The sequence below is a fragment of the Citrobacter sp. Cf116 genome, from assembly GCF_030336505.1.
GTDB lineage: Bacteria > Pseudomonadota > Gammaproteobacteria > Enterobacterales > Enterobacteriaceae > Citrobacter > Citrobacter freundii.
The window spans coordinates 1,011,225-1,037,865 of the sequence record NZ_JAOWEQ010000037.1 but is presented as its reverse complement, the minus strand read 5'-3'; the positions used below and the strand labels follow the sequence as shown (position 1 = coordinate 1,037,865).

The window sequence follows — 26,641 nt, the reverse complement described above, 5'->3', positions numbered from 1 at the left end:
CGTCATGTGAAAGGCCATGACAATTGTATGTATTTGTCTTTTAAGGACTCTTTTCAGTAAAGAAGCGGGAGGATTGTACAAAAGTATGAATATTTGTAAACACAAATGATAATAGAAATCATTTGTGTTTGATGTGATTTAGGGTGAAATGCTTTTTTAATCAATAAGATAGTAAAGGAAGAAAAAAGGAGAAAAAGTGAAGGAATGATGGAGAAATGAAGAGGGCTTACGCCCTCAACTCAGAAATTACTTCAGCAAATACTGGGCGTGGAAGCGCAGGTGATCCTCAATAAACGACGCAATAAAGTAATAGCTGTGGTCGTAACCTGGCTGGATGCGTAGCGTCATTGGCCATGCAGTCTGACGGGCTATTTCGGCCAGCACTGCGGGCTGCAACTGATCGGCAAGAAACTGATCGCTGTCTCCTTGATCAATTAGCGTCGGAATCGCGTCTGTGGGCTTACTGGCCAGCATTAACGCGCAGCTATCCCACTCAGTCCATTGTGTTTTATCTTCACCCAGATAAGCGCTAAAAGCCTTCTCGCCCCACGGAACGCGACAAGGGTTTACGATCGGCGCAAAGGCTGAAACGCTGGTGTATTTCCCGGGATTTTTCAGCGCCATAATCAATGCGCCGTGACCCCCCATAGAGTGCCCGCTGATGGCGCAGCGATCGCTGACGTTAAACTGCGAATGAATCAGTGCCGGAAGCTCATCACGCAGATAGTCATACATACGAAAATGCGTTGCCCATGGCTGCTGAGTGGCATTGAGGTAAAATCCCGCGCCCTGGCCTAAATCGTAGCCATCATCGTTGGCAACCTGCTCGCCGCGCGGGCTGGTGTCTGGCATCACCAGAACAATACCGAGCTCAGCCGCGATGCGCTGTGCGCCGGCTTTGGTGGTGAAGTTTTCATCATTGCAGGTCAGGCCCGACAGCCAGTACAGCACCGGAGGCGGGGCGTTATCGCGGGGTGGTGGAAGATAAATACTGAAGGTCATGGCGCAATTTAACGTGGCGGAGTCGTGACGCCAGCGTTGCTGCCAGCCTTCAAAACAGCGGTGCTCTTCAAGCATTTCCATGCGTGGCTCCTTGTTGTGTTGAACCTGTATGTGTTTGCGAACTCACCATAATACAGATTATTCATTGCACTGTGAGTAACTTTCACTTCCGCATTGAGCAAACATACTTCATCATCTATATAACTTTACATTAACACTCGACGTCACCGGGCTGAACAGAAAGTGAAGTTGCTACAGCTGAAAGGCTGTGCCAATTTCAATAATTATCGCGGTGAATACTGGATTATGTGCGCCGCCTCACGCACAATGTTCTGGCTGTGATACAGCCTAAAAACTTTGCCCCATGCAGGGCAGAGGCGCCCCACCTGCAGGAGAAGAAGAAATGTCATCACTCAGTAAAGAAGCGGCACTGGTTCATGAAGCGCTGGTTGCGCGTGGTCTCGAAACCCCGCTGCGCCCGCCCGTGCAAGAGATGGATAACGAAACACGCAAACGTCTTATCTCTGGCCATATGACCGAGATTATGCAATTGCTCAATCTCGATTTGAGCGATGACAGTCTGATGGAAACTCCGCATCGCATTGCGAAAATGTATGTCGATGAGATTTTCTCCGGCCTCGATTACGCCAACTTCCCGAAAATCACCGTCATTGAAAATAAAATGAAGGTGGACGAGATGGTCACGGTCCGCGATATTACGTTGACCAGCACCTGCGAACACCACTTTGTCACTATCGATGGCAAAGCGACGGTGGCGTATATTCCGAAAGATTCGGTTATTGGTCTGTCGAAGATTAACCGCATTGTGCAGTTCTTCGCCCAGCGCCCACAGGTACAGGAACGCCTGACCCAGCAAATTCTCACCGCGCTGCAAACGCTGCTCGGGACGAATAATGTGGCGGTGTCGATTGATGCGGTGCATTACTGTGTGAAAGCGCGCGGCATTCGTGATGCGACCAGTGCGACCACCACCACTTCTCTTGGTGGATTGTTTAAGTCCAGCCAGAACACGCGTCAGGAATTCCTGCGCGCAGTACGTCATCACAACTGATTAGGGCAGGAACCATGGAGCGTAATGTCACGCTGGATTTTATTCGTGGCGTCGCCATTCTAGGTATCCTGCTTCTCAATATTAGCGCCTTTGGCTTGCCAAAGGCGGCATATCTCAATCCTGCGTGGTATGGCGACATCACCTTATCCGATGCCTGGACCTGGGCGCTGCTCGATCTCTTTGCGCAGGTAAAATTCCTCACGCTGTTTGCGCTGCTGTTCGGTGCCGGTCTGCAAATGCTGCTCCCACGCGGTAAACGCTGGATCCAGTCACGGCTTACGCTGCTGGTGTTATTGGGTTTTATTCACGGTTTACTCTTCTGGGATGGCGATATCCTGCTGGCATATGGCTTGATCGGCCTGATTTGCTGGCGGCTGATCCGGGATGCGCCGTCGGTAAAAAGCTTATTTAATACTGGTGTGCTGCTGTATCTGGTGGGCGTTGGCGTACTGCTGCTGTTGGGTGTGATCTCCGGGAGCGAAACTAGCCGCGCCTGGACGCCGGATGCTTCAGCGTTGCTGTATGAAAAATACTGGAAAGTGAACGGCGGAATGGAAGCAATCAGCAATCGCGTGGATATGATGTCCAATAGCTTGCTGGCGTTGGGTGCTCAGTATGGCTGGCAACTGGCGGGGATGATGCTGCTCGGCGCGGCATTAATGCGCAGCGGTTGGCTAAAAGGGCAGTACAGTTTGCAGCACTATCGACGTACCGGCGTGCTGCTGGTCATTATTGGGATGGCGATAAACCTGCCTGCTATCATCGCTCAGTGGAACCTGGACTGGGCCTACCGCTGGTGTGCTTTCCTGTTACAAGCCCCGCGAGAGCTGGGAGCGCCGATGCAGACCATTGGTTACGCCGCGCTGATGTACGGTTTCTGGCCGCAGCTTAGCCGTTTAAAATGGGTCATTGCCGTCGCCTGTGTGGGACGCATGGCGTTAACCAACTATCTGTTACAAACCTTAATCTGTACCACGCTATTCTATCAATTCGGCTTATTTATGAAATTCGACCGGCTGGAGCTGCTGTATTTCGTCATCCCGGTCTGGGTCATTAACTTACTTTTCTCCGTGATATGGCTACGTTATTACCGCCAGGGCCCGGTGGAATGGCTGTGGCGTCAATTAACCCTGCGTGCTGCAGGGACATCATTACCGCGAACATCCAGATAACGATCTGGATCACATTCATTAACAAAATGGATGTAAGCGCTTTCATTCCTGTGACATCACTCACGCAGTCCGTTTCATTGTGCTGACAAAATACCCAGCCTGGGGTGTCTGCGGGCAGCCGCAATCTAAAACAGGGCAGTGAATATGGTAACCATTCGTGATGTGGCACGGCAGTCTGGCGTTTCTGTAGCGACCGTTTCCCGCGTACTGAACAACAGTGCGCTGGTGAGTCCCGATACGCGTGAAGCGGTAATGAAAGCAGTCACTCAGCTTGGCTATCGACCTAATGCCAACGCACAAGCGCTGGCGACGCAGGTAAGCGATACGATTGGTGTTGTCGTCATGGATGTATCAGATGCGTTTTTTGGCGCGCTGGTAAAAGCCGTGGATATGGTTGCCCAGCAGCATCAGAAGTATGTCCTGATTGGCAACAGCTACCATGAGGCGGAAAAAGAACGTCATGCCATTGAGGTGTTGATTCGCCAACGCTGTAACGCATTGATTGTACACTCTAAAGCACTGAGCGATCGGGAACTGGCCGAGTTTATGGATCAAATCCCCGGCATGGTGCTGATCAATCGCCTGGTACCGGGTTACGCCCACCGTTGCGTCTGCCTGGATAACATCAGCGGCGCTAAAATGGCGACCCGTATGTTGCTGAATAATGGTCATCAACGCATCGGTTATCTGGCATCAAGCCATCGCATTGAAGATGACACCATGCGCAAAGAAGGGTGGTTAACTGCTCTGAAAGAGCAGGGGATTGTTGCGGCAGAAAGTTGGGTCGGCACCGGTTCGCCCGATATGCAGGGCGGAGAGTCTGCGATGGTGGAACTGCTGGGGCGCAATTTACAACTGACGGCAGTCTTCGCTTATAACGACAATATGGCCGCTGGCGCGCTGACCGCGCTAAAAGATAACGGTATCGCTATTCCATTACACCTTTCAATCATTGGCTTCGATGATATTCCCATCGCGCGTTACACCGATCCGCAGCTAACCACCGTGCGCTATCCCATTGCCTCTATGGCAAAAATGGCGACGGAGCTTGCACTACAGGGCGCGGCTGGCACGCTGGATCCGCAGGCGACGCATTGCTTTATGCCGACGCTGGTACGTCGCCATTCAGTGGCGCTGCGGCAGAATGCGGCACCGATCACTAACTTATAACGCATCGCGATGTAACCGCTTTCAATATGTGAGTAAATTCACAGTATATTAACAATGCGATAGCTATGATGACACTGTTTGTTGCGCTGTAACTACTATGTAACGGTGAATAATCACTTTCATCGAGGTATAGCTGCCTTAAACGATAATTAAAGCCTGTTTTGGGAGCGTTGCCAGACACGGAAGAAATATTTTTAAAAGTGAGCTTCGGCGTTCAGTAACACTTCAGTAACGTTCTGCCTGCCGAGCATTTATCTCAAGTACTACCCTGCATAATAAAACCGGAGATACCATGAATAAGAAGGTGTTGACCCTGTCTGCTGTAATGGCAAGCATGTTATTCGGCGCGGCTGCGCACGCTGCTGATACCCGTATTGGTGTGACTATCTATAAGTATGACGATAACTTTATGTCAGTGGTACGTAAGGCTATTGAAAAAGATGCCAAAGCGGCGCCAGATGTACAACTGCTGATGAACGACTCGCAGAACGACCAGTCCAAACAAAACGATCAGATCGACGTGCTGCTGGCAAAAGGCGTTAAAGCACTGGCGATTAACCTGGTTGACCCGGCAGCTGCAGGCACGGTCATTGAAAAAGCACGCGGACAGAACGTACCGATCGTGTTCTTCAACAAAGAACCTTCTCGCAAGGCGCTGGACAGCTATGACAAAGCGTATTACGTCGGTACTGACTCTAAAGAGTCCGGTATTATTCAGGGTGATTTGATTGCCAAACACTGGGCAGCTAACCCGAACTGGGACCTGAACAAAGACGGCAAAATTCAGTTTGTTCTGCTGAAAGGCGAACCGGGACACCCGGATGCTGAAGCACGTACTACTTACGTGATTAAAGAGCTGAACGACAAAGGCATTAAAACTGAGCAACTGCAGTTAGATACTGCAATGTGGGATACCGCTCAGGCGAAAGATAAGATGGATGCGTGGATGTCCGGTCCGAACGCGAACAAAATCGAAGTCGTTATCGCCAACAACGATGCGATGGCAATGGGCGCAGTTGAAGCGCTGAAGGCACACAATAAAACCAGCGTACCGGTATTTGGCGTGGATGCCTTGCCTGAAGCACTGGCGCTGGTGAAATCTGGCGCTATGGCCGGTACCGTGCTGAACGATGCTAATAACCAGGCGAAAGCCACCTTTGATCTGGCGAAAAACCTGGCTGATGGCAAAGGTGCGGCAGATGGCACTAACTGGAAAATTGAGAACAAGATTGTTCGCGTTCCGTACGTAGGTGTCGATAAAGATAATCTGGCCGAGTTCACCAATAAGTAAATACTCCGTCTGTGGGCGCAATTTCATTGCGCCCTTAATAACGCACTCTGCAAGGCCAACAAGGTATAATTATGGTCAGCACACATACTCAGTCGTCAGGCGAATACTTGTTGGAAATGACCGGCATCAACAAGTCCTTCCCCGGCGTTAAGGCGCTTGATAATGTCAATTTAAAAGTCCGCCCGCATTCTATTCACGCCTTAATGGGGGAGAATGGCGCGGGGAAATCAACATTATTGAAATGTCTTTTCGGCATCTATCAAAAAGATTCCGGCAGTATTTTATTTCAGGGTAAAGAAATCGACTTTCATTCTGCTAAGGAAGCGCTTGAGAATGGTATTTCGATGGTACACCAGGAATTAAACCTGGTATTACAACGCTCTGTGATGGACAACATGTGGCTGGGACGCTATCCCACCAAAGGCATGTTTGTCGATCAGGAAAAAATGTACCGCGATACCAAAGCGATATTTGATGAACTGGATATTGATATCGATCCGCGTGCGCGCGTCGGCACATTATCCGTTTCACAAATGCAGATGATTGAAATTGCGAAGGCGTTCTCCTATGACGCCAAAATCGTCATCATGGATGAACCAACGTCATCGTTAACCGAGAAAGAAGTTAATCATCTGTTCACCATCATCCGTAAGCTGAAAGAGCGTGGATGCGGTATTGTTTATATTTCTCACAAAATGGAAGAAATTTTCCAGCTGTGTGATGAAATTACCGTTCTACGCGACGGCCAGTGGATTGCGACCCAGCCGCTGGAAGGGCTGGATATGGATAAGATCATCGCCATGATGGTAGGGCGTTCACTGAACCAACGTTTTCCGGATAAAGAAAACAAACCTGGTGAAGTCATTCTGCAAGTGCGTAACCTGACCTCGCTGCGTCAGCCGTCGATTCGTGATATCTCGTTTGATTTACACAAAGGGGAAATTCTCGGGATTGCCGGTCTGGTCGGCGCAAAACGCACGGATATTGTTGAAACGCTTTTTGGTATTCGTGAGAAATCATCGGGTACGATTACGCTACACGGCAAAAAGATTAATAACCACAGTGCAAATGAAGCCATCAACCATGGTTTTGCGCTGGTCACGGAAGAGCGCCGCTCAACCGGTATTTATGCGTATCTGGACATTGGTTTTAACTCGTTAATTTCTAATATCCAAAATTACAAAAACAAAGTCGGTCTGTTGGATAATTCCCGCATGAAGAGTGATACCCAGTGGGTAATTGACTCCATGAGGGTGAAAACACCGGGCCATCGTACGCAAATTGGTTCACTTTCTGGCGGTAATCAGCAAAAGGTGGTTATTGGTCGTTGGTTATTAACGCAGCCAGAAATTCTGATGCTGGATGAACCGACGCGTGGAATCGATGTTGGCGCGAAATTTGAAATTTACCAGTTAATTGCTGAACTCGCGAAAAAGGATAAGGGGATTATTATTATTTCCTCTGAAATGCCGGAGTTGCTGGGTATTACCGATCGTATTCTGGTGATGAGCAATGGTCTCGTTGCCGGAATTGTTGACACTAAAACAACAACGCAAAACGAAATCCTCCGTCTTGCGTCTTTGCACCTTTAAGATTAGGGGCTCCTCATGAGTGCGTTAAATAAGAAAAGTTTTCTTACTTACCTGAAAGAAGGCGGAATTTACGTTGTTCTTTTGGTTTTGCTGGCGATTATTATTTTCCAGGATCCCACTTTCTTAAGCTTACTAAACCTGAGTAATATTCTCACACAATCCTCGGTGCGTATTATTATCGCATTGGGTGTGGCTGGACTGATTGTTACCCAAGGGACCGACCTGTCGGCGGGGCGTCAGGTTGGCTTGGCGGCAGTGGTGGCAGCGACTTTGTTGCAGTCGATGGAGAATGCCAACAAGGTGTTCCCGGAAATGGCGACGATGCCGATCATTGTAGTGGTGCTGATTGTCTGCGTGATTGGTGCCATTATCGGTCTGGTGAACGGTATTATCATTGCTTACCTGAACGTGACGCCGTTTATTACCACCCTGGGTACGATGATTATCGTTTACGGGATCAACTCCCTGTACTACGACTTCGTCGGTGCATCGCCAATCTCTGGCTTTGATAGCGGATTTTCAACCTTTGCACAGGGCTTTATTGCACTGGGCAGTTTCCGACTCTCCTACATCACCTTCTACGCGCTGATTGCCGTGGCCTTTGTGTGGGTGCTGTGGAACAAGACCCGCTTCGGTAAAAACATTTTCGCCATCGGCGGAAATCCGGAAGCAGCGAAAGTGTCTGGGGTAAACGTTGCGCTGAACCTGTTGATTATCTATGCGTTGTCTGGCGTGTTCTATGCCTTCGGTGGTTTGCTGGAAGCCGGGCGTATCGGCTCGGCGACCAACAACCTCGGCTTTATGTATGAGCTGGATGCGATTGCGGCGTGCGTGGTTGGTGGCGTGTCGTTCAGCGGCGGGGTAGGTACCGTGTTTGGCGTGGTGACCGGTGTGATTATCTTCACCGTCATCAACTACGGTCTGACCTACATCGGCGTAAACCCTTACTGGCAGTATATTATCAAGGGCGGCATTATCATCTTCGCGGTTGCGCTGGACTCACTGAAGTACGCGCGTAAGAAGTAATCGTACAATGTAAAAAGCCCGGTGCAGCGCAACCTGCACCGGGCTTTTTTATCTGCGTTACAACGTTAACGCATGTTCTTTCTCTCCGGGTTTAAATTTCACCTCGCCCAGATCAATACAGGCTACCGGGCAAACGTGACCGCACAATAAACATCCCACACATTTTTCCGTATTGCAGTGCGGTGTACGGGTTTCCTCATTCCATTCCATCGCCTGATGCCCGCCGTCATAGCAGGAGATGTAGCAACGACCACAGCCGACGCATTTATCAAGATGGATGTTCGGATAGACAATGTAGCTACGGTCAAGCTCCTCGGCGGGGATGATATTGGCATTGGCCAGACCCACCATCTCCTCCAGTGAGTCAAACCCTTGATCGGCGAGGTAATGTGACAGCCCGCTGATCATGTCCTCCACAATCCGATATCCATATTGCATGATCCCGGTGGTCACCTGCAGCGTGGCCGCGCCTAACAGTAAAAACTCGGCGGCATCTTCCCAGGTCTCAATTCCTCCAATGCCGCTAATCGGAAAATCCCGCAGTTCAGGGTGCATGCGTAGTTGTTGGATAAATCTCAAAGCAATAGGTTTAACGGCCTTGCCGGAGTAGCCGGAAATACTAGATTTACCGTTGACGACCGGCATCCCGATTTTCCTGTTCAGGTCGATATTAGTGATGGATTTAACCGTATTGATGGTCGCGATACCGTCGGCTCCTCCGCGTTTTGCCGCCAGCACCACCTCACACATATCACCAATATTTGGTGTCATTTTAGCCAGCATTGGCAGGGACGAACCGCGTTTAACCGCCCGACAGTATTTTTCAACCAGCTCAGGGCTTTGTCCTACATCGCTGCCCATAGCATGCGAGGTCATTTGCGGGCAGGAGAAGTTACACTCGATCATATCTGCACCCGCTTCTTCAACCAGGCGGGCCAGTTCCTGCCATTGCTGCTCATTTTCCCCCATGATCGACGCAATCAGAACCTTATCCGGGTAGTCTTGTTTCAGTCGCCGAATAGCAGCCAGATTCTCCTCCAGCGGATGCTCGGCAATTTGCTCCATGTTTTTGAAGCCAATAAAGCCGGTATCTTCTTTGCTGAGATGGTCAAAACGTGGGGAAACTTCATTCGCAATAAAGAAACCGATCGTTTTAAAAACAATGCCGCCCCAACCGCTATCATAGGCTTTGGCGCACATTTCATAACAGTTGCCCACCGGGGAGGAAGAGAGGCAGAACGGGTTGGGAAATTTGACGCCGCAAAAGGTAATAGAAAGATCTTTCGTTAACATGAGCAAGCTCCCTCTAAATAGTGATGAATGGCCTGAGCGGCTTCTTTTCCGGTTTTCACGGCGTAAACGACCGTTTTATCGCCTTCAACAATATCGCCTGCAGCAAACAGAACCGGATCAGCAGTTTGGTAGTTTTGCGTATTGATTAGATTGCGCTGTGGCTTTAACGTGGCGAAATTATCAAGCTGAGCGTGTTGACCAACGGCAAGAATAATGTGCTCGGCTTCTAGCATGAGTTCGCCTGGCAGGCGTACGTGCTTAAAGGTAACTTGATTTCCGCTTACCGCCACGGGCGTGAAACCGTCAATAATCGACACGCCTAATGCCTGGGTGTTGCTGAATTCTTTATCGCTGGCCGGAAAATCAGCCAGTTCTTCACGCGCGACACAGGTGACTGACGGGCAGCCCAGCAGTTTCAACGTACTGGCGACATCCATCGCCACGTCGCCACCGCCGATGATCAATGCACTTTTGGCGACGGTAATATCTCCGATTGATTGCCGGGCTCTTTGCAGAAAATCGACGGCAATTTCAACGTGATTCGCTTTCTCAAAAAGAGGCAATGTTGAGCCGTAAGACATACCTGGGGTAACCAGTACGGCGCGATATTCTGCTTTGAGTTGCTCAACGGAAAGGGCATTGCCGACTTCACAATTGCACTTGATGGTCACGCCCATTTCAACGATACGGGCAATTTCATGATCCAAAACCGAATGCGGCAAACGAAACTCTGGGATGCCATAGCGCAACCAGCCGCCTGGCTGAGCCTGTTTTTCGAAGATGGTTACGTCATAACCAAGATTGCTCAGCGTTACGCTGGCCTGTAATCCTGCCGGACCTGCACCGATAATAGCGACCTTGCCCAGCGTTTTTGTTGCCGGCTGATAGATTTTCATCGCGGTTTGCTGTTCAAAATCGGTAATAAAGCGCTGCAGACGCGCAATATCGATAGGTTTATCAATTCCTGAACGCGTACACCCGCGCTGGCATAATTTTTCGGTTGGGCAAACTCGAGCGCACACCGCACCGAGCGCATTATTTTCGCGGATAGTTTCGGCTGCGCCTTTAAAATTACGGAAATAAATGGAGCGAATAAATTTCCCCGGGTCGGTTTGCGCCGGGCAATCCTGACTACAGGGGGCATCGTGACATAATAAACAGCGGGAAGCCTCTTTTATTGCTAATAATGGGGTAAAAGCAGGCGTGAGCTCATCCAGATAATTTTGTTGTGGCATATTTTCTTCCTTAATGCTTGAGTAAATTAAGGCAAACCGTTAATAACAAAATATAAAAAGTGAAAGGCTATTCTTAAGGCTAAGCACTGCAGGAAGAGTATTCTGTGAAAGGATTCACAAATAGAAGATAGTTTGAGGGAAATGCTGACGGGCAGCATTAATCCCTTATCTTGAAATGGTAACTATTATCAAAATATTAGCTATTCTCAAACGCTAATATAAAGGCAAATGCGTTATCGATAAAAAACTAAGTAAATAACCATACCGAAGGATAAGCACCCGCATCCAGCATAAACCAGTACGTAAGACCAAAATTGCAGCGGCTCTTGATTGCGATAAGCGAAAACCGGTTCGCGCGCATTCTTTTTAATTTTATCTACGGCTCCCGAGCGCCAGCCTTTCCAGGCTTCACGAAAACAAAACACGGGAATGAGCAGAAAGGCCAACACGACGAAAAGGGTTTGTACATCCATGCTTATTTTCCTTGTTTCTTTTGTAATTCGAGCAGTTGTTCAGGCGTGACTGCCGGATATCCCTGTGCATCGTCCGGTACCTGATGCATGGTTGGGATAGGGACCAGTGGGCCTAAAAAGCGGGGTTCACGTTTAAAAATGTAGAGATCGGCAAGTGCGCCAAAACGGGCGCCAAATTCACGTACCCGCACGGTGAGCATATCTTTTGGCGAAGGTACGGCGTAGCACTGGGCCTGGATACCCATATGGAGCGCAATAAACAAGGCACGTTCACAGTGGAATCGCTGGGTAATAATGATGAAATCGTTGGTATCGAACACCTTACGGGTACGCACGATGGAGTCGAGCGTTCGGAACCCGGCGTAATCAAGCACGATGTCAGCGGGATCGACGCCTGCGGCAATCAGATCTTTACGCATCGTCATGGGTTCGTTGTAGCTTTGCTGTGCGTTGTCGCCGCTTAACAGCAGATAGTTTACCTTCCCGCTGTTATAGGCGTTCAATGCGCCCTGAATGCGGTAGCGGTAATACTGATTGATGACGCCGGTGCGGTAATACTTCGCCGTGCCCAGAACCACTCCTACCTGGCGGTAGGGTAAATCCTGCAGTTCGTCGTAAATGTAGGGAGCAGTCTTCCAGCTCATCCACCGATCGAGTCCAAGCACAGTCAAAAGCAGCAAGCCCAGCAGGACTAACAGGCTGTAAAACACGCGCTTTAACATGCAGAAAACTCGTTATTTGGATGGAATTTCAATCAGGCTACTGTACCGGAAGACGTAGCGCAAGAAACAGTAATCTGATTGAGGGGATTTTAGTCACTGTTGCCCGATGACGTTACGCCATCGGGCAACACGACTTAGTCGAGTAGCACGCGCTCTATATTGTCGCAGCCCAGTGCTTTCAGCGTGGCAGATGTCGCATCCCACTGAATTAACGGCGCATCGGCTTTTTCAGCCAGCACGGCGCGTTGGATATCTGGATAATCATAACCGTTCAGATTCAACAGGTTCAACGCGCCTTGCAGTGGTGGCAGGGTTGGGTTAAAAGCGGCATTTTCAGCATAGCTGCCGCTAAAAATACGACCATCTTTACACTCCAGTGCCACGCCGCTTGGGGATTTGCTGTACGGCATATGACATCTATTGGCAGCGGTGATTGCTGCCTGGGTCAACGCATCGCCCTGCAGTGCGAAGCCGTGATCCTGATCGTCCATCAGCAGCGTTTTAATCTCCAGATCCTTCGGGCCGAAGGCATCTGGCAGATAATCGCGTAGTACGTGTGGCGCACGTCCCGGCAGATGAATACGTAAATCCAGTCCGCTGTTTAGTTCATTCATAAACTGGCGACAGTGGCCGCACGGCGTGTAGTTGACGGTGATGGCGGCGAGCCCTTTTTCACCGCGCAGCCAGGCGTGGCTGATAGCGCTTTGCTCGGCATGAACAGTTTGCTGCATGGTCGCGCCCAGGAACTCCATGTTCCCACCGAAGTACCAGTTGCCGCTGATGCCGCGAGAAATAGCCCCAACGTTGAAATTGGACAGTGGAGTACGTGCGCAGGCCGCAGCCAGCGGCAGCAGAGCGAATGCCAGCGCGTCTTCGTCCAGTCCCGATTCGCGTTTCAGCAAAGAGACCTGCTCAGCAGTCAGCATGGCGGGGAAATGCGCATCCGCCAGAACAGGGGCCAGGGCTGATTGCAAGTTATCCGCGAGTTGGGCAAAAGCAGTTTGAAAACGTGGATGCATGGCGATGCCTCATAACAATGTAATGGAATCGTAGTTTACGGACCTGTTATGGCTTTATATGTGATCCAAATCCCATTACGTATGCAACTTATGAAACTTAAATGAAAAATGTGCAACGCATCGCAAATAAATAGCTAAAAAATGAAGGTTAACCCACCACCGCCAGAATAATCGGGAACAGGAATGGGGCAACCAACGAGGTGATAATGCCGCAAATAACCAGCGCCAGAGAGCTAAACGCGCCTTCCTGGTAGTCCAGTTCTGCACAGCGTGCGGTACCCAGGGCGTGCGACGCGGTGCCCATTGCCAGCCCCCGAGCGGCCTTGGTGCGAATGCGCATCGCATTAAGCAACGTATGACCAAATACTGCCCCGAGGATACCGACAAAAATAACGCATACGGCGCTGATAGCCGGAATCCCGCCAATACTGCCTCCCACGGCCATAGCGATAGGCGTGGTGACCGATTTTGGCATGATAGACGCGGCAATTTGCGGTGATGCGCCCATCAACAAAGCGATTGTTGTACCTGTTACCATTGCCACAACGCTCCCGGCAAAACAGATAGCAATGATTGATTTCCAGCGGGCGCGAATTTGGTGCAACTGTTCGTATAACGGATAGGCCAGCGCGACCACGGCAGGTTGCAGTAAATCGTTCAGTACTTCGCTGCCTTTGAAATAGTGATCGTAGGGAATGCCGGTCAGCAGCAGAATGGGAATAATCACCACCATGGCAACCAGCAGCGGGTTCAATAGCGGCATTTTAAATCGTGCAGCCAGCTTACGTGCGCCAAAAAATACCGCCAGCGTAAGAGGTAACGACCACCAGATATACGACATCATTCTTTAGACCCTTTTTGCCCAACGATTTTGCGTTCACCGTGCACAATGTGCGAGCTCCAGCTCACCACCAGGAAAACGACCAGCGTACTGATGGTACAGGACACCACTACCGGACCAAATTGTGCGCGGAGCAGGTCAAAGTACTGCATGATCCCCACGCCAATCGGGACAAACAGCAGGGCCATATAACGAATCAGCACGTAGCAGCCAGGGTTAACCCATTTTGCCGGTAACACCTGCAAAGCCAGTAAGACAAACAGAATCAGCATGCCGATAATGCTGCCCGGAATGGTGATAGGAAGTAGCGACGCAAGAAAAATACCTGCGTAGAGGCAGGCATAAATCAGGACGAATGCGCGCAAATATTGCCAGATAACGTTCAGTGCTTTGCTCATAGTTGAAACCCTTGACGAGACTGATTCATCATACAATTAAACTTAAAAACGTGCTACCGATCACATCATGAATTCTAAGCATAGAGGAAATAGATATCTGGAACATCGGGCGATGGCCCTAACTCTCCGCGCTAAGCCTGTGCCAGATAATACAAAAAACGATTCAGGGCGGTAGTAGGTGTTTCGTTGTTGCGCCAGAATACGCCGACGCTGCCTTTTTGTTCAATCTTCGGCAGATTCAGAATAGCCAGCTGTCCCTGGGCGGCATACCGTTGTGCCAGACGCAAAGAAAGAATAGAGATCATATCGCTACTTTGCAGCAGGTTGGTACTGACGTTGATCGACGCCGATTCAATGATGTTTTCCGGCAACATGACGCCGTTATCAACCAGCGCGTTATCAATGCTTATCCGGATAGGGGTTCCTGTCGGCCAGACAATCCAGCGCCAGTTCGCCAGATCGTGCCAGGTGAGCAAGGGATATTTTGCCAAGGGATGATCGGGACGGGCGACGAAACAGACCGGCTCGGTATACAGCACCTGGTAATTGAGCGGCAACTGAAGCGCCCGGCCACCGACGCGACCGACGACGACATCCACCGAACCCGCGAGCAGATCGTGCAGCAGCGGGGTCATCACTTTCTCTTCGATATTAAGGTTCAGGGTTGGCAACTCTTTGAGCAAACCCAGTATTGCCATTGAAACGCAGTCGGTCGCCACGGGTGAGCAGCCAATCTTCAGACTTCCCACCAGGCCGCCTTGCTTAAAACGGGCGATTTCATATTGCGAACGTTCCATATCATTGAGCAGGCGTTGGGCATGCTGCAGTAGCAGTTTGCCGCCTTCGGAAGGACGCAAGCCTTTGCTATGACGCTCAAAGAGGGTGATGCCAATCTCATCTTCGAGCTGTGATAACCATTTTGACAACGCTGGCTGGGTGATATTCATCATCCGTGCGACGTGAGTCAGATTTCCCTGTTCGCCCAGCGCGATAAGCGTTTGCAGGTGTTGCAACTTAAGTTTCTGCGCCCAGTTTGCCATTTGCTATAACCTCCAGGTTATGCCTCTGCATGAAAAGCCATTGTACATTTCATCTCCAAACATACAAAGTCGCAACATACCTAAAACAAAACAGACATCTACTCTACCTGCACTGAGGCATTCACTATGACTCATCAACGTGATCTACAAGCACTGATCGATTCCGCTCCCGTCGGTAAGACCCAGTGGCGCGTTATCATTTGCTGTTTTCTGGTCGTCATGCTCGACGGATTTGATACCGCAGCTATTGGCTTTATCGCTCCCGACATTCGTACTCACTGGCAGCTGACTGCCGGCGATCTGGCGCCGTTGTTTGGCGCAGGTCTGTTGGGGCTAACCGCTGGCGCATTGCTCTGCGGCCCATTGTCTGACCGTTTTGGCCGCAAACGGGTGATTGAACTCTGCGTGGCGCTGTTCGGCGCCCTGAGCCTGATTTCGGCTTTTTCTCCCGATCTACAAACGCTGGTTATTTTGCGCTTTCTTACCGGGTTAGGTCTGGGCGGCGCGATGCCAAATACCATCACCATGACGTCAGAGTACCTGCCAGCGCGGCGGCGTGGCGCGCTGGTGACCATGATGTTTTGTGGATTTACCCTGGGGTCGGCGATGGGTGGAATTGTGAGCGCGCAACTGGTGCCGGTCATTGGCTGGCACGGCATTCTGGTGCTGGGAGGCGTTCTACCACTCATGCTGTTTGTGGCTCTGCTGTTTGCGCTTCCAGAATCCCCGCGCTGGCAGGTTCGTCGCCAACTGCCGCAAAACGTGATTGCCAGAACCGTTAGCGCCATCACCCGGGAACGTTATGACACTACCCATTTTTATCTCAACGAGGGCACCGCGATTGCTAAAGGAAGCATTCGCCAGCTGTTCGTCGGGCGACAGCTGCCTATTACCCTGATGCTATGGGTAGTGTTTTTTATGAGCTTGCTGATTATTTATCTGCTCTCCAGTTGGATGCCAACGCTGTTAAACCATCGTGGAATTGATCTGCAGCATGCCTCATGGGTAACTGCCGCCTTCCAGATTGGAGGAACGCTGGGGGCGCAGGCGCTGGGCATGCTGATGGATAAATACAATCCTTTCCGCGTGCTGGCCGTGAGTTATGCACTGGGCGCAGTGTGCATCGTCATGATTGGCCTGAGCGAGAACGGTCTGTGGTTGATGGCTCTGGCTATTTTTGGCACCGGCATTGGTATCAGCGGTTCTCAGGTTGGTCTAAATGCGTTAACCGCCACGCTATATCCGACACAAAGCCGGGCGACGGGCGTCAGCTGGTCTAATGCGGTGGGGCGCTGCGGCGCGATTGTCGGCTCGCTTTCTGGCGGCGTGATGATGGCGATGAATTTCTCATTCGATAACCTGTTTTTCATTATTGCCGTCCCGGCGGCCATCAGCGCGGTGATGCTTACGCTGCTGACGGTTGTTATCCGCCAGTCGGCCTCTGCCTCAAATACTCTGCCTCGCGCAGGTGTTGTGAATGAATAAGGAGAATCCCTATGTCTGAACTGAATCAGGATGTTAAGAACAGCCGTCAGCAGTTTTACCAGCATATTTCCGGGCAGAATCTGACCCCTCTGTGGGAGTCGCTGCACCGCCTGGTGCCGCCAACACCGAACGCACATTGCGCGCCTGCGTACTGGAACTATCAGGAGATCCGCCCTCTGCTGTTAGAAAGTGGCGATCTGATTGGCGCGAAAGAGGCGATTCGCCGCGTGCTGGTGCTGGAAAACCCAATGTTGCGCGGACAGTCTTCAATCACCCCAACGCTGTACGCAGGATTGCAGTTAATTATGCCGGGCGAGGTTGCGCCGAGTCACCGCCACAACCAGTCTGCGCTGCGCTTTATTGTCGAAGGGAAAGGGGCATTTACCGCTGTGGATGGCGAGCGCACCCAGATGCATGAAGGCGATTTTATTCTGACGCCGCAGTGGCGCTGGCACGATCACGGCAACCCGGGCAGTGAACCGGTGGTGTGGCTGGACGGTCTGGATCTGCCGCTGGTGAACCTGCTGGGCTGCGGCTTTGCGGAAGACTACCCGGAAGATCAGCAGCCGGTCACGCGCCAGGAAGGGGATTACTTACCGCGCTACGCGGCCAATATGCTGCCGCTGCGCCATCAGAAGGGTAACTCATCGCCGATTTTTAACTATCGCTACGATCGCAGCCGTGAAGCGCTACATGACCTGACCCGTATGGGCGACGCCGATGAGTGGGACGGTTACAAGATGCGTTACGTCAACCCGGTAACCGGCGGTTATCCCATGCCTTCGATGGGAACCTTCCTGCAACTGTTGCCGCAGGGCTTTTCCTCACGAATGGCGCGTACCACTGACAGCACTATCTATCACGTGGTGGAAGGAAGTGGGCAGGTCACCATCGGTAACGAGACCTTCAACTTTTCGCCAAAAGATATTTTTGTGGTGCCGACCTGGCACGGCGTGTCGTTCCAGACCCACGAAGATACCGTCTTATTCAGTTTTTCGGACAGACCGGTTCAGGAAGCGCTGGGGCTGTTCCGTGAAGCACGCTATTAATTTGGGAGAGAGAAAATGACGCAATATGTATTCGAACCACAAGCGCCTGTTACCGTTCCGGTGGTTGGTAGTGATGAACAATTTCCCGTACGCCGCGTTTATTGTGTGGGCCGTAACTATGCCGCTCATGCGCGTGAAATGGGCTTTGATCCGGATCGCGAACCCCCGTTCTTCTTCTGTAAACCTGCTGATGCGATAGTCCCGGTGGCAGCTGGTCAGATCCTTGAACTGCCGTACCCATCGCAGACCGATAACTATCACTATGAGATAGAGCTGGTGGTGGCGATTGGTAAAAAGGGCAGCGATATTCCGCTGGAAAAAGCGCACGAATATATCTGGGGCTATGCCACCGGTCTGGATATGACCCGCCGTGACCGGCAGATGGAGATGCGTCAGATGGGGCGTCCATGGGAAATCGGCAAAGCGTTTGATCTCTCCGCGCCCATCGCGCCGTTGCATAAAGCCAGCGAAAGTGTGGATGTTAACCATGCGCCAATCTGGTTGCAGGTCAACGGCGACGATCACCAGCGTAGCGATATTCGCCACCTCATCTGGTCTGTGAATGAAACCATCAGCTATCTGTCAGGCTTTTTCGAACTGCAGCCAGGCGATCTGATCTACACCGGTACACCCGAAGGCGTAGGGGCGGTAGTGAAAGGGGATGTGATCACCGGAAACGTAGACGGTTTAACCCCCATCGCCGTGAAGATTGTCTGAGGTGGATAATGAAGCTGTACAGTTTCTTTAATAGCTCCGCGTCATATCGTGTACGCATTGCGCTGGCGCTGAAGGGGCTCGATTACCAGACGGTGGGCGTCAATATTCGCATTGGTCAGCAGAACGAACTGGCCTACCGGCGAATGAATGCGGTGGGACTGGTGCCGACGCTGGTGACCGATGACGGAGAATCACTCGGGCAGTCTCTGGCGATAACCGACTGGCTGGATGGCCACTTTCCACAGTCGCCGCTGCTGCCCACCGATTTCCCGGCGCGTAGTAAGGTGCTGGAAATCGTTTATGCCATCGCCTGCGATATTCACCCTGTAAACAATCTACGGGTGCTGCGCTACCTGAGCGAAGAGCTAAAGGTCAGTGAAGAAGATAAAAAACGCTGGTATGCCCACTGGATCCAGCAAGGGTTAAGCGCGGTGGAACAGATGTTGCGCCAGAGTCACTCGGGGACGTTTTGCGTGGGGGACGCACCGACGCTGGCGGATTGCTGTCTGATCCCGCAGTGGGCAAACGCGTTGCGGATGGGTTGCGATCTGAGCGGATATCCACGCTGTAAGGCGGTATATGATGCCTGTACCCAGCTTCCGGCGTTTATCGCCGCCGCGCCCGAGAATCAACAAGACAAAATTCCAGCCTGATAAGGAGAACGACAATGGCTAAAGTGACACGCGCAATTATCGTGGGTGGCGGGATTGGCGGTGCGGCGACCGCGCTATCGCTAGCCCGTCAGGGCATTAAAGTGATGTTGCTGGAGAAAGCGCACGAGATTGGTGAAATTGGCGCGGGTATTCAGCTCGGGCCGAATGCATTCTCTGCTCTGGACAGCCTTGGCGTGGGGGAAGTTGCCCGTCAACGCGCCGTTTTTACCGACCACATCACGATGATGGATGCGGTAAATGCGAAAGAGGTGGTACGCATTGAAACCGGGCAGGCGTTCCGCGATCACTTTGGCGGTCCTTATGCGGTTATCCATCGGGTTGATATTCACGCCAGCGTTTGGGAAGCGGCACTGGTGCATCCTAACGTTGAGTATCGCACTTCAACTAACGTGGTTGATATTCGCCAGACAGAGAATGACGTGACGGTATTTGACGAGCACGGCAACAGCTGGACGGCAGATATTCTGGTGGGCTGTGACGGTGTAAAATCGGTTGTTCGTCAGTCTCTGATTGGCGATGCTCCGCGGGTTACCGGGCACGTGGTCTATCGCGCCGTGATTGATTGCGATGATATGCCGGAAGATTTGCGCATTAACGCGCCGGTATTGTGGGCCGGACCGCATTGTCATCTGGTGCACTACCCACTGCGCGGCGGCAAACAGTACAACCTGGTGGTGACCTTCCACAGTCGTCAGCAGGAGGAGTGGGGGGTGAAGGATGGTAGCAAAGAGGAAGTGCTCTCCTATTTTGCGGGTATTCATCCACGCCCTCGTCAGATGCTGGATAAACCGACGTCATGGCGGCGCTGGTCAACCGCCGATCGTGAGCCGGTAGAGAAATGGGGAACCGACCGCATCACGCTGGTGGGAGATGCCGCGCACCCGGTGGCGCAATATATGGCGCAAGGAGCCTGTATGGCGCTGGAAGATGCTGTCACGCTAGGTAAAGCGTTACAGCAGTGTGACGGCGATGCGGCTGATGCCTTTGCGCTGTATGAGTCGGTGCGTATTCCGCGTACCGCACGCATCGTCTGGTCAACGCGCGAAATGGGACGCGTCTATCATGCCGCAGGTGTCGAGCGTCAGGTGCGTAATCTGTTGTGGAAAGACAAATCGCAGGCGGAATTTTATCGCGGTATGGAATGGTTATACGGCTGGAAAGAAGATAACTGCCTGCTGCCACGCTGAGCCTCTTTAATCTCCCGAACGGAGGCGCTACCATAGCGCCTCTTTTTTTGCGGGTGACGATATGCGTGTTTTACTGGCGCCGATGGAAGGCGTGCTCGACTCACTGGTGCGCGAGCTGCTGACTGAAGTGAATGATTACGATCTGTGCATCACCGAGTTTGTGCGCGTGGTGGATCAGCTCCTGCCGGCAAAAGTATTTCATCGACTCTGCCCGGAACTGCATAACAACAGCCGGACGCCATCCGGCACGTTGGTTCGCATTCAGCTGTTGGGGCAGTACCCGCAGTGGCTGGCGGAGAATGCGGCGCGTGCGGTAGAGCTGGGATCGTACGGTGTCGATCTGAACTGTGGTTGTCCGTCGAAGCTGGTGAATGGCAGCGGCGGTGGCGCAACGTTACTGAAAGATCCTGAGCTTATCTACCGGGGCGCAAAAGCTATGCGCGAGGCGGTCCCGGCTCATCTCCCGGTGACGGTGAAAGTGCGTCTGGGCTGGGATAACAGCGATCGGCAGTTTGAAATTGCCGATGCCGTGCAGCAGGCTGGCGCCAGCGAACTGGCGGTGCATGGTCGAACCAAGGAACAGGGCTATAAGGCAGAACATATTAACTGGCAGGCGATTGGCGAGATCCGCCAGCGACTGACTATTCCGGTTATCGCGAATGGCGAAATCTGGGACTGGCAGAGTGCCCAGGATTGTATGGCCATCAGCGGATGCGATGCGGTGATGATCGGACGTGGCGCATTAAATATTCCAAACCTGAGCCGCGTGGTGAAATACAACGAGCCGCGTATGCCGTGGCCTGATGTTGTGACGCTGTTGCAAAAATATACCCGTCTTGAAAAGCAGGGGGACACCGGGCTGTATCATGTAGCGCGGATTAAGCAGTGGTTAGGGTATCTGCGAAAAGAATATTCAGAGGCAACCGCGCTGTTTCAGGAAATTCGTGCGTTAAACAATTCGCCGGATATCGCGCGTGCGATTCAGGCTATTACCCTTTGAACACAGCTGATGCGCCAGACCGGATTAAATGTTAATGCCTTATCCGGGCTGGCTGATAGGCAGCAATATCAAAAAATCATCTTAAACACGCCTGTTACCACCAACAGTCCAATCAGAAAAATAATCAGAATAACCCACAGCAGAATTTTCATTAACTTTCCTTTTTTTGGTAAGTTCAGATTGAGTATAGGAAAGTATTAATCATTCTGCCTGGAGGCGCTGTTATGCTGGTTTACGTGCGCTGAGCAGAAACACCATCGGCCGCTCTTTTTCTTCATCTAACGCTGGGTTTTCAGCAATCTGTTGCGCGGAAGGTCCCCATTCATCGACACAAACCATGTCGAATCCGGCCCCAATCAGCGCATTAATCCAGGTCGCCAGCTTACGGTGCTGTTTTTTGACGCCCTCAGCAAACCAGTTACTGATGCGCTCACCTTCCTGCTGATAATGATTAATCGGCCAGGAGAGTTGCCCGGTTTTATCTTTGATCCAGCCCTGGTTAAGCGGTGCGGTATAAATTGGATGCTCAGCAGAGAAAACCAACATGCCTCCCGGTGTTAATGACTGGTAAATGGTTACGAATAATCGTTCTATATCGTGCAAATAGTGCAGGGCAAGCGAGCTATAAACCAGATCAAAGGAATTTGGGGACAAGGTAAGCGTTTCAAGATCTTCACGCTGATAAACGATGCCATTACCCTGCGTCATACTGTGCGCCTGAGTTAACATTTTTTGTGAAATATCCAGTCCCACTACACTGGCAGCCTGATTATCGCGTGCGTAGCGGCAAAACCAGCCATATCCACAGCCCAAATCAAGAATGTTTTTGCCTTGAAGAGAGGGGAGCATCGCTTGTATTGTCGGCCATTCTGGCGCGCCGTCGAGCCCCTTTACTGAACGATCCAGTGTGGCATATCCAGCAAAGAACTCAGGATCGTCATAGATATTCTGTGACATAAAATCTCCATCCATTAATTATTAAAACTATTTAACCTATATTATTCGCGAGGTGTATATTTTTCTGATTTTATATTTTTATTGCCAAAGATGTATTGCCACGCGTAACTAAAAAAGCAAAAGCGACAAGTCGTAATCTCTGCACATCTTTTCTTACCTGTATATCTCCATGAATCGTAATTCTGTGTTTATCACCACGGCATTGTTGCCGCTTTTTGTTCTGATGGCAGGCTGTGCGCCTATGCATGATGACCGCCAGTCTCTGTCACAGCAGACCCCTGCTGCGAATGTCGATACCACATTGCCTGCCGCGTTAAAAAATGGCTGGCCGGACAGCCAGTGGTGGAGGGCATATCACGACCCACAACTTAATGCGTTGATTGACAGCACGTTGCGAAATTCTCCTGATATGCAGGTAGCGGAACAGCGCATTCAACTGGCGGAGGCGCAGGCTAAGGCCGTGGAAGCACAGGATGGCCCGGAGATCGACTTCTCCGCAGACGTTGAGCGTCAGAGAATGTCAGCTGAGGGTCTGATGGGACCGTTTGCCATTACCGATCCGGCCGCCGGAACAACAGGACCGTGGTACACCAATGGAACCTTTGGTTTAACCGCTGGCTGGAATCTGGATCTGTGGGGTAAAAATCGGGCTGAAGTGACGGCGCGTATTGGGGCCGTTAAGGCACGTGAGGCTGAGCGCGAGCAAACCCGGCAGCTGCTGGCGAGCGGTGTCTCCCGCCTTTACTGGGAATGGCAGACGCAGGCGGCGCTGAAAACCGTACTGACGCAAATCGAAAGCGAGCAGCAAAATGTGATAAGCGTCGATCGTCAGCTGTATCAAAACGGTCTAACTTCTTCAGTGGAAGGCGTTGAAACTGATATTGACTCCAGCAAAACAGAGCAGCAGTTGAATGATGTCAGCGGCAAAATGAAGGTGATTGAAGCACGGCTGAGCGCGCTGACCAATGCCCAGTCCACGGCCCTGAAGCTCCATTCGACCCCACTGCCCGCGGTCGAAAGCCAGCTCCCGTCACAATTGGGTTACTCGCTACTGGCCCGCCGCCCGGATTTACAGGCGGCGCACTGGTACATTGAGTCATCACTGAGCAGCATTGATGCGGCGAAAGCGGCGTTTTATCCCGATGTGAATCTGATGGCATTTTTACAACAGGATGCGTTACATCTGAGTGACCTGTTCCGCCATTCCGCGCAGCAAATGGGCGTAACCGCCGGGCTGACACTGCCTATCTTTGACAGCGGCAGGCTGAACGCGAATCTCGACATAACGAAAGCGCAAAGCAACCTGACGGTGGCGAATTACAACAAAGCTGTGGTGGATGCGGTGAATGACGTGGCACGTGCTGCATCGCAGGTAGAAACATTAGCGCAGAAAAATCAGCATCAGCAGCAGATTGAACATGACGCTCAGCGCGTAGTGGGGCTGGCTCAGGCGCGCTTTAATGCGGGTATTATTGCGGGCTCCAGGGTCAGCGAGGCAAAGATCCCGGCATTACGTGAGCAGTGCAACGGTCTGCTTTTGCAAGGCCAATGGCTGGATGCCTCAATTCAGTTGACCAGTGCGCTGGGCGGCGGTTATCACGCGTCCTGATTAATCAGCCCGACGGTGTTCCGCTGTCGGGCCATCTTCATTGCGCTTTACGCGTGCTTCGCCGTTTCATCCACCAGCGGATGCCCGCGACAATCCCGATAACCAGCACCAGCCAGATGCCATGCTTGATATGCTGGTCAAGGCTGTGCAGCCACGGCGCTATCACTTCACCACCGATGTAGCCCAGGGTGGTAAATAACGATGCCCAGACAAACGCGCCAAGAATATTTAGCGGTAAAAAGATCTTCGGCGGCAGGTGACTGGCGCCAATCAGTAAGGGACCAATAACGCGAAAGCCGTACATAAAGCGCGTACCGACCACAAACAGGTAAGGACGTCGCTGGATCATCTTCTGTGCGTAATCAATTTTCGCCTGGTGGCGCGAGAAACGCTGCAAAATTTTGCCGCCAAAACGACGTCCGAGTAAATAAAGCAACTGATCGCCAATCATCCCGCCCAGCGCGACCGAGAGTACCACCAGAGGAAATTTCAGGACGCCCTGATGCGCCGCAACGCCGCCTAACAGGGTAATGGTTTCGCCTTCCGCCAGACTGCCGATGATTAACGCAGCATAGCCGTATTGCGCAACATAATGATTTATATCCATACGATTGTATGACCTCCACTGCTAATAGCATACACCCTATGATTATTTGATGCCGGAAAAGCCGCGTAGTAGCGCTTAAGGTCGCTCAGCTCTCCAATGCCTGATGGCGCTTCGCTTATCATGCCTACGCCTGAACAAACTTTTTACCCGGCGCTTCGGTATTTTTTCTGTGTACATAAAATAATCAAAAGCTGAATTATACTTGAAGTGTTGAGGTCCGGAGCTGACAACAAGGGGGCGGTATGAACCATGTCTGGGGGCTGTTTTCCCATCCCGATCGTGAAATGCACGTGATCAACAGCGAAAACGAAAGCGTTTCGCATCACTATACCCACCATGTACTGCTGATGGCGGCAATCCCGGTGGTTTGCGCATTTATCGGCACCACGCAAATCGGCTGGAATTTTGGCGATGGCAATATCCTGAAGCTGTCTCTGTTGACCGGATTTGCGATGGCAATTCTGTTTTACGGGGTGATGCTGGCGGGCGTCGCCGTCATGGGACGGGTTATCTGGTGGATGGCGCGTAATTACCCGCAGCGCCCATCGCTGGCGCATTGTATGGTTTTTGCAGGATATGTCGCGACGCCGCTGTTTTTAAGCGGACTGGTCGCACTTTATCCGCTGGTCTGGCTGTGCGCATTGGTGGGGACCATCGCGTTGTTTTACACCGGCTATTTACTTTATCTCGGTATACCTACGTTCCTGAATATCACACGCGAGGAAGGGTTAAGTTTTTCCAGTTCGACGCTGGCGATCGGTGTGCTGGTACTGGAAGTTCTGCTGGCTATTACGGTAATCCTGTGGGGTTACGGCTACCGATTATTCTGACGGATAAACCTGTCTGCGCTGCGTTGTTGACGTAAAAGTCAGCAACGCAGCATTTCGAGACGATTCTCCTGTGGCGGCAAACCTGCCGGATCGCTATGATGCCTGAGCTAGCTTGAGATAATACTTAGTCTCTGGCGGTGTGCGTTGTGACGTGCGTGAACCATTATCAGAAATCTCATCATGCTGAAATTCCGAGTTTCATTATTAAGCCTTGCCCTGGTGCTGGCCGTTCCTTTTGCACCCCAAGCCGTGGCGAAAACGGCAACTACCGCAGCGGCTTCTCAACCTGAGATAGCGTCCGGTAGCGCGATGATTGTTGATCTGAATACCAACAAAGTTATCTATTCGAACCACCCGGACCTTGTGCGTCCGATTGCGTCGATTACCAAGTTAATGACCGCGATGGTGGTGCTTGATGCACGACTGCCGTTGGATGAGAAACTGAAAGTTGATATCAGTCAGACACCGGAAATGAAAGGCATCTACTCTCGTGTGCGACTGAACAGTGAAATTAGCCGTAAAGACATGCTGCTGCTGGCGCTGATGTCGTCAGAAAACCGTGCGGCAGCCAGTCTGGCGCATCATTACCCTGGCGGTTATAACGCGTTTATTAAAGCCATGAATGCCAAAGCGAAAGCGCTCGGCATGACTCAGACACGCTTTGTGGAACCAACCGGCTTATCGATTCATAACGTCTCGACAGCTCGTGATTTAACCAAGCTGCTGATCGCCAGCAAGCAGTATCCGCTGATTGGCCAGTTAAGCACTACGCGTGAAGATATGGCGACCTTTGCCAACCCGGCTTATACGCTGCCATTCCGTAACACCAACCATCTGGTATACCGCGATAACTGGAATATTCAGTTAACCAAAACCGGATTTACCAATGCGGCAGGCCACTGTCTGGTGATGCGCACCGTGATCAATAACAAACCGGTGGCGCTGGTGGTGATGGATGCGTTCGGTAAATATACCCACTTTGCCGATGCCAGCCGTTTACGCACCTGGATTGAAACCGGCAAGGTGATGCCGGTTCCGGCGGCAGCGCTGAGCTACAAAAAGCAAAAAGCGGCGCAGATGGCGGCGGCAGGTTCAGCTACGGGTGAGCAAACCGCGCAAAACGATTAAACCGTAGGCTGGCCAAGCGAAGCGCCCCCGGCAACGTGCCCGATGGCGCTTA

The 26,641-nt window shown here is 51.6% G+C and carries 27 protein-coding genes; 15 read left to right on the top strand and 12 right to left on the bottom strand.

Annotated elements, in window-relative coordinates; translation table 11 throughout:
• Window positions 1-246: 246 nt before the first annotated feature.
• Window positions 247-1,083 carry an S-formylglutathione hydrolase gene (gene fghA / locus OGV74_RS14390; RefSeq protein WP_003027413.1) on the bottom strand — a complete coding sequence of 279 codons (837 nt, stop codon included), beginning with the start codon at window positions 1,081-1,083 and terminating at the stop codon, window positions 247-249.
• Window positions 1,084-1,405: 322 nt separating this feature from the next.
• Here fghA and folE point away from each other — a divergent pair, with 322 nt between their 5' ends.
• The 6 genes from folE (at window position 1,406) to mglC (ending at window position 8,325) form a co-directional block, all read left to right on the top strand.
• On the top strand, window positions 1,406-2,074 hold the full coding sequence (gene folE, locus OGV74_RS14385; protein ID WP_003027410.1) for a GTP cyclohydrolase I FolE: 669 nt from the start codon (window positions 1,406-1,408) through the stop codon (window positions 2,072-2,074).
• A gap of 14 nt (window positions 2,075-2,088) precedes the next feature.
• Window positions 2,089-3,246, top strand: a complete 1,158-nt coding sequence (yeiB, locus tag OGV74_RS14380; protein WP_003840115.1) for a DUF418 domain-containing protein YeiB — start codon at window positions 2,089-2,091, stop codon at window positions 3,244-3,246.
• Window positions 3,247-3,390: 144 nt separating this feature from the next.
• Window positions 3,391-4,416 (top strand): HTH-type transcriptional regulator GalS, encoded by a 1,026-nt coding sequence (gene galS / locus OGV74_RS14375; protein WP_003027402.1) that lies wholly within the window; start codon window positions 3,391-3,393, stop codon window positions 4,414-4,416.
• Window positions 4,417-4,708: 292 nt separating this feature from the next.
• On the top strand, window positions 4,709-5,707 hold the full coding sequence (mglB, locus tag OGV74_RS14370; RefSeq protein WP_003027399.1) for a galactose/glucose ABC transporter substrate-binding protein MglB: 999 nt from the start codon (window positions 4,709-4,711) through the stop codon (window positions 5,705-5,707).
• Window positions 5,708-5,778: 71 nt separating this feature from the next.
• Window positions 5,779-7,299, top strand: coding sequence for a galactose/methyl galactoside ABC transporter ATP-binding protein MglA (mglA, locus tag OGV74_RS14365; RefSeq protein ID WP_003027396.1), 1,521 nt, complete (start codon window positions 5,779-5,781; stop codon window positions 7,297-7,299).
• Window positions 7,300-7,314: 15 nt separating this feature from the next.
• Window positions 7,315-8,325: a galactose/methyl galactoside ABC transporter permease MglC gene (gene mglC / locus OGV74_RS14360; RefSeq protein WP_003027393.1), complete on the top strand. Its 1,011-nt coding sequence runs from the start codon at window positions 7,315-7,317 to the stop codon at window positions 8,323-8,325.
• Window positions 8,326-8,382: 57 nt separating this feature from the next.
• Here mglC and preA read toward each other — a convergent pair whose 3' ends face one another.
• From preA to OGV74_RS14320, 8 genes are all read right to left on the bottom strand, one after another.
• Window positions 8,383-9,618: an NAD-dependent dihydropyrimidine dehydrogenase subunit PreA gene (preA, locus tag OGV74_RS14355; RefSeq protein ID WP_003027389.1), complete on the bottom strand. Its 1,236-nt coding sequence runs from the start codon at window positions 9,616-9,618 to the stop codon at window positions 8,383-8,385.
• Window positions 9,612-10,853, bottom strand: coding sequence for an NAD(P)-dependent oxidoreductase (locus OGV74_RS14350; protein WP_086504343.1), 1,242 nt, complete (start codon window positions 10,851-10,853; stop codon window positions 9,612-9,614). The genes preA and OGV74_RS14350 overlap by 7 nt, the downstream gene beginning before the upstream one ends.
• 233 nt (window positions 10,854-11,086) lie before the next feature.
• Window positions 11,087-11,326 carry a DUF2542 family protein gene (locus OGV74_RS14345; protein ID WP_003027385.1) on the bottom strand — a complete coding sequence of 80 codons (240 nt, stop codon included), beginning with the start codon at window positions 11,324-11,326 and terminating at the stop codon, window positions 11,087-11,089.
• Between the two features lie 2 nt (window positions 11,327-11,328).
• Window positions 11,329-12,048, bottom strand: coding sequence for an outer membrane permeability protein SanA (gene sanA / locus OGV74_RS14340; RefSeq protein ID WP_003027383.1), 720 nt, complete (start codon window positions 12,046-12,048; stop codon window positions 11,329-11,331).
• A gap of 134 nt (window positions 12,049-12,182) precedes the next feature.
• Window positions 12,183-13,067, bottom strand: a complete 885-nt coding sequence (gene cdd / locus OGV74_RS14335; RefSeq protein ID WP_003027381.1) for a cytidine deaminase — start codon at window positions 13,065-13,067, stop codon at window positions 12,183-12,185.
• A gap of 148 nt (window positions 13,068-13,215) precedes the next feature.
• A complete protein-coding gene (locus OGV74_RS14330) occupies window positions 13,216-13,911 on the bottom strand; it encodes a CidB/LrgB family autolysis modulator (protein ID WP_003027380.1) in 696 nt (231 codons plus the stop codon).
• Window positions 13,908-14,306, bottom strand: a complete 399-nt coding sequence (locus OGV74_RS14325) for a CidA/LrgA family protein (protein ID WP_003027379.1) — start codon at window positions 14,304-14,306, stop codon at window positions 13,908-13,910. Before OGV74_RS14325 ends, OGV74_RS14330 begins: the two co-directional genes overlap by 4 nt.
• 131 nt (window positions 14,307-14,437) lie before the next feature.
• Window positions 14,438-15,346, bottom strand: a complete 909-nt coding sequence (locus tag OGV74_RS14320) for a LysR substrate-binding domain-containing protein (RefSeq protein WP_003027378.1) — start codon at window positions 15,344-15,346, stop codon at window positions 14,438-14,440.
• Between the two features lie 126 nt (window positions 15,347-15,472).
• On the opposite strand from OGV74_RS14320, the gene mhbT reads away from it, so the two are divergent.
• The 6 genes from mhbT (at window position 15,473) to dusC (ending at window position 21,458) form a co-directional block, all read left to right on the top strand.
• Window positions 15,473-16,831 carry a 3-hydroxybenzoate transporter MhbT gene (gene mhbT, locus OGV74_RS14315; protein ID WP_286520999.1) on the top strand — a complete coding sequence of 453 codons (1,359 nt, stop codon included), beginning with the start codon at window positions 15,473-15,475 and terminating at the stop codon, window positions 16,829-16,831.
• Between the two features lie 11 nt (window positions 16,832-16,842).
• Window positions 16,843-17,880 (top strand): gentisate 1,2-dioxygenase, encoded by a 1,038-nt coding sequence (gtdA, locus tag OGV74_RS14310; protein ID WP_003840127.1) that lies wholly within the window; start codon window positions 16,843-16,845, stop codon window positions 17,878-17,880.
• 15 nt (window positions 17,881-17,895) lie between these two features.
• Window positions 17,896-18,597 carry a fumarylacetoacetate hydrolase family protein gene (locus tag OGV74_RS14305; protein WP_016150651.1) on the top strand — a complete coding sequence of 234 codons (702 nt, stop codon included), beginning with the start codon at window positions 17,896-17,898 and terminating at the stop codon, window positions 18,595-18,597.
• 8 nt (window positions 18,598-18,605) lie between these two features.
• Window positions 18,606-19,250: a maleylacetoacetate isomerase gene (gene maiA, locus OGV74_RS14300; RefSeq protein WP_086504341.1), complete on the top strand. Its 645-nt coding sequence runs from the start codon at window positions 18,606-18,608 to the stop codon at window positions 19,248-19,250.
• Between the two features lie 14 nt (window positions 19,251-19,264).
• Entirely contained in the window at window positions 19,265-20,458 is a 1,194-nt protein-coding gene (locus OGV74_RS14295; RefSeq protein ID WP_032943986.1) for a 3-hydroxybenzoate 6-monooxygenase, read from the top strand.
• Between the two features lie 61 nt (window positions 20,459-20,519).
• The gene (dusC, locus tag OGV74_RS14290; protein WP_016150649.1) at window positions 20,520-21,458 is read left to right on the top strand and encodes a tRNA dihydrouridine(16) synthase DusC; all 939 of its coding nucleotides are present in this window, start codon (window positions 20,520-20,522) and stop codon (window positions 21,456-21,458) included.
• A gap of 68 nt (window positions 21,459-21,526) precedes the next feature.
• Here the strand turns inward: dusC and yohP are convergent, their stop codons facing one another.
• Window positions 21,527-21,610, bottom strand: a complete 84-nt coding sequence (gene yohP, locus OGV74_RS23410) for a small membrane protein YohP (protein WP_015572324.1) — start codon at window positions 21,608-21,610, stop codon at window positions 21,527-21,529.
• Window positions 21,611-21,680: 70 nt separating this feature from the next.
• Window positions 21,681-22,415, bottom strand: a complete 735-nt coding sequence (locus tag OGV74_RS14285) for a class I SAM-dependent methyltransferase (RefSeq protein ID WP_032949642.1) — start codon at window positions 22,413-22,415, stop codon at window positions 21,681-21,683.
• Between the two features lie 169 nt (window positions 22,416-22,584).
• Between OGV74_RS14285 and mdtQ the strand changes: the two genes are divergently transcribed.
• Complete coding sequence (gene mdtQ / locus OGV74_RS14280) at window positions 22,585-24,024, top strand: multidrug resistance outer membrane protein MdtQ (RefSeq protein ID WP_054528583.1); 1,440 nt, start codon at window positions 22,585-22,587, stop codon at window positions 24,022-24,024.
• Between the two features lie 37 nt (window positions 24,025-24,061).
• On the opposite strand, the gene OGV74_RS14275 is transcribed toward mdtQ, so the two are convergent.
• The gene (locus OGV74_RS14275; RefSeq protein WP_061548544.1) at window positions 24,062-24,631 is read right to left on the bottom strand and encodes a DedA family protein; all 570 of its coding nucleotides are present in this window, start codon (window positions 24,629-24,631) and stop codon (window positions 24,062-24,064) included.
• Between the two features lie 242 nt (window positions 24,632-24,873).
• Between OGV74_RS14275 and OGV74_RS14270 the strand changes: the two genes are divergently transcribed.
• The gene (locus OGV74_RS14270; RefSeq protein ID WP_003840142.1) at window positions 24,874-25,461 is read left to right on the top strand and encodes a Yip1 family protein; all 588 of its coding nucleotides are present in this window, start codon (window positions 24,874-24,876) and stop codon (window positions 25,459-25,461) included.
• Window positions 25,462-25,641: 180 nt separating this feature from the next.
• Window positions 25,642-26,589 carry a D-alanyl-D-alanine endopeptidase gene (gene pbpG / locus OGV74_RS14265; RefSeq protein ID WP_003027363.1) on the top strand — a complete coding sequence of 316 codons (948 nt, stop codon included), beginning with the start codon at window positions 25,642-25,644 and terminating at the stop codon, window positions 26,587-26,589.
• Window positions 26,590-26,641: the final 52 nt, after the last annotated feature.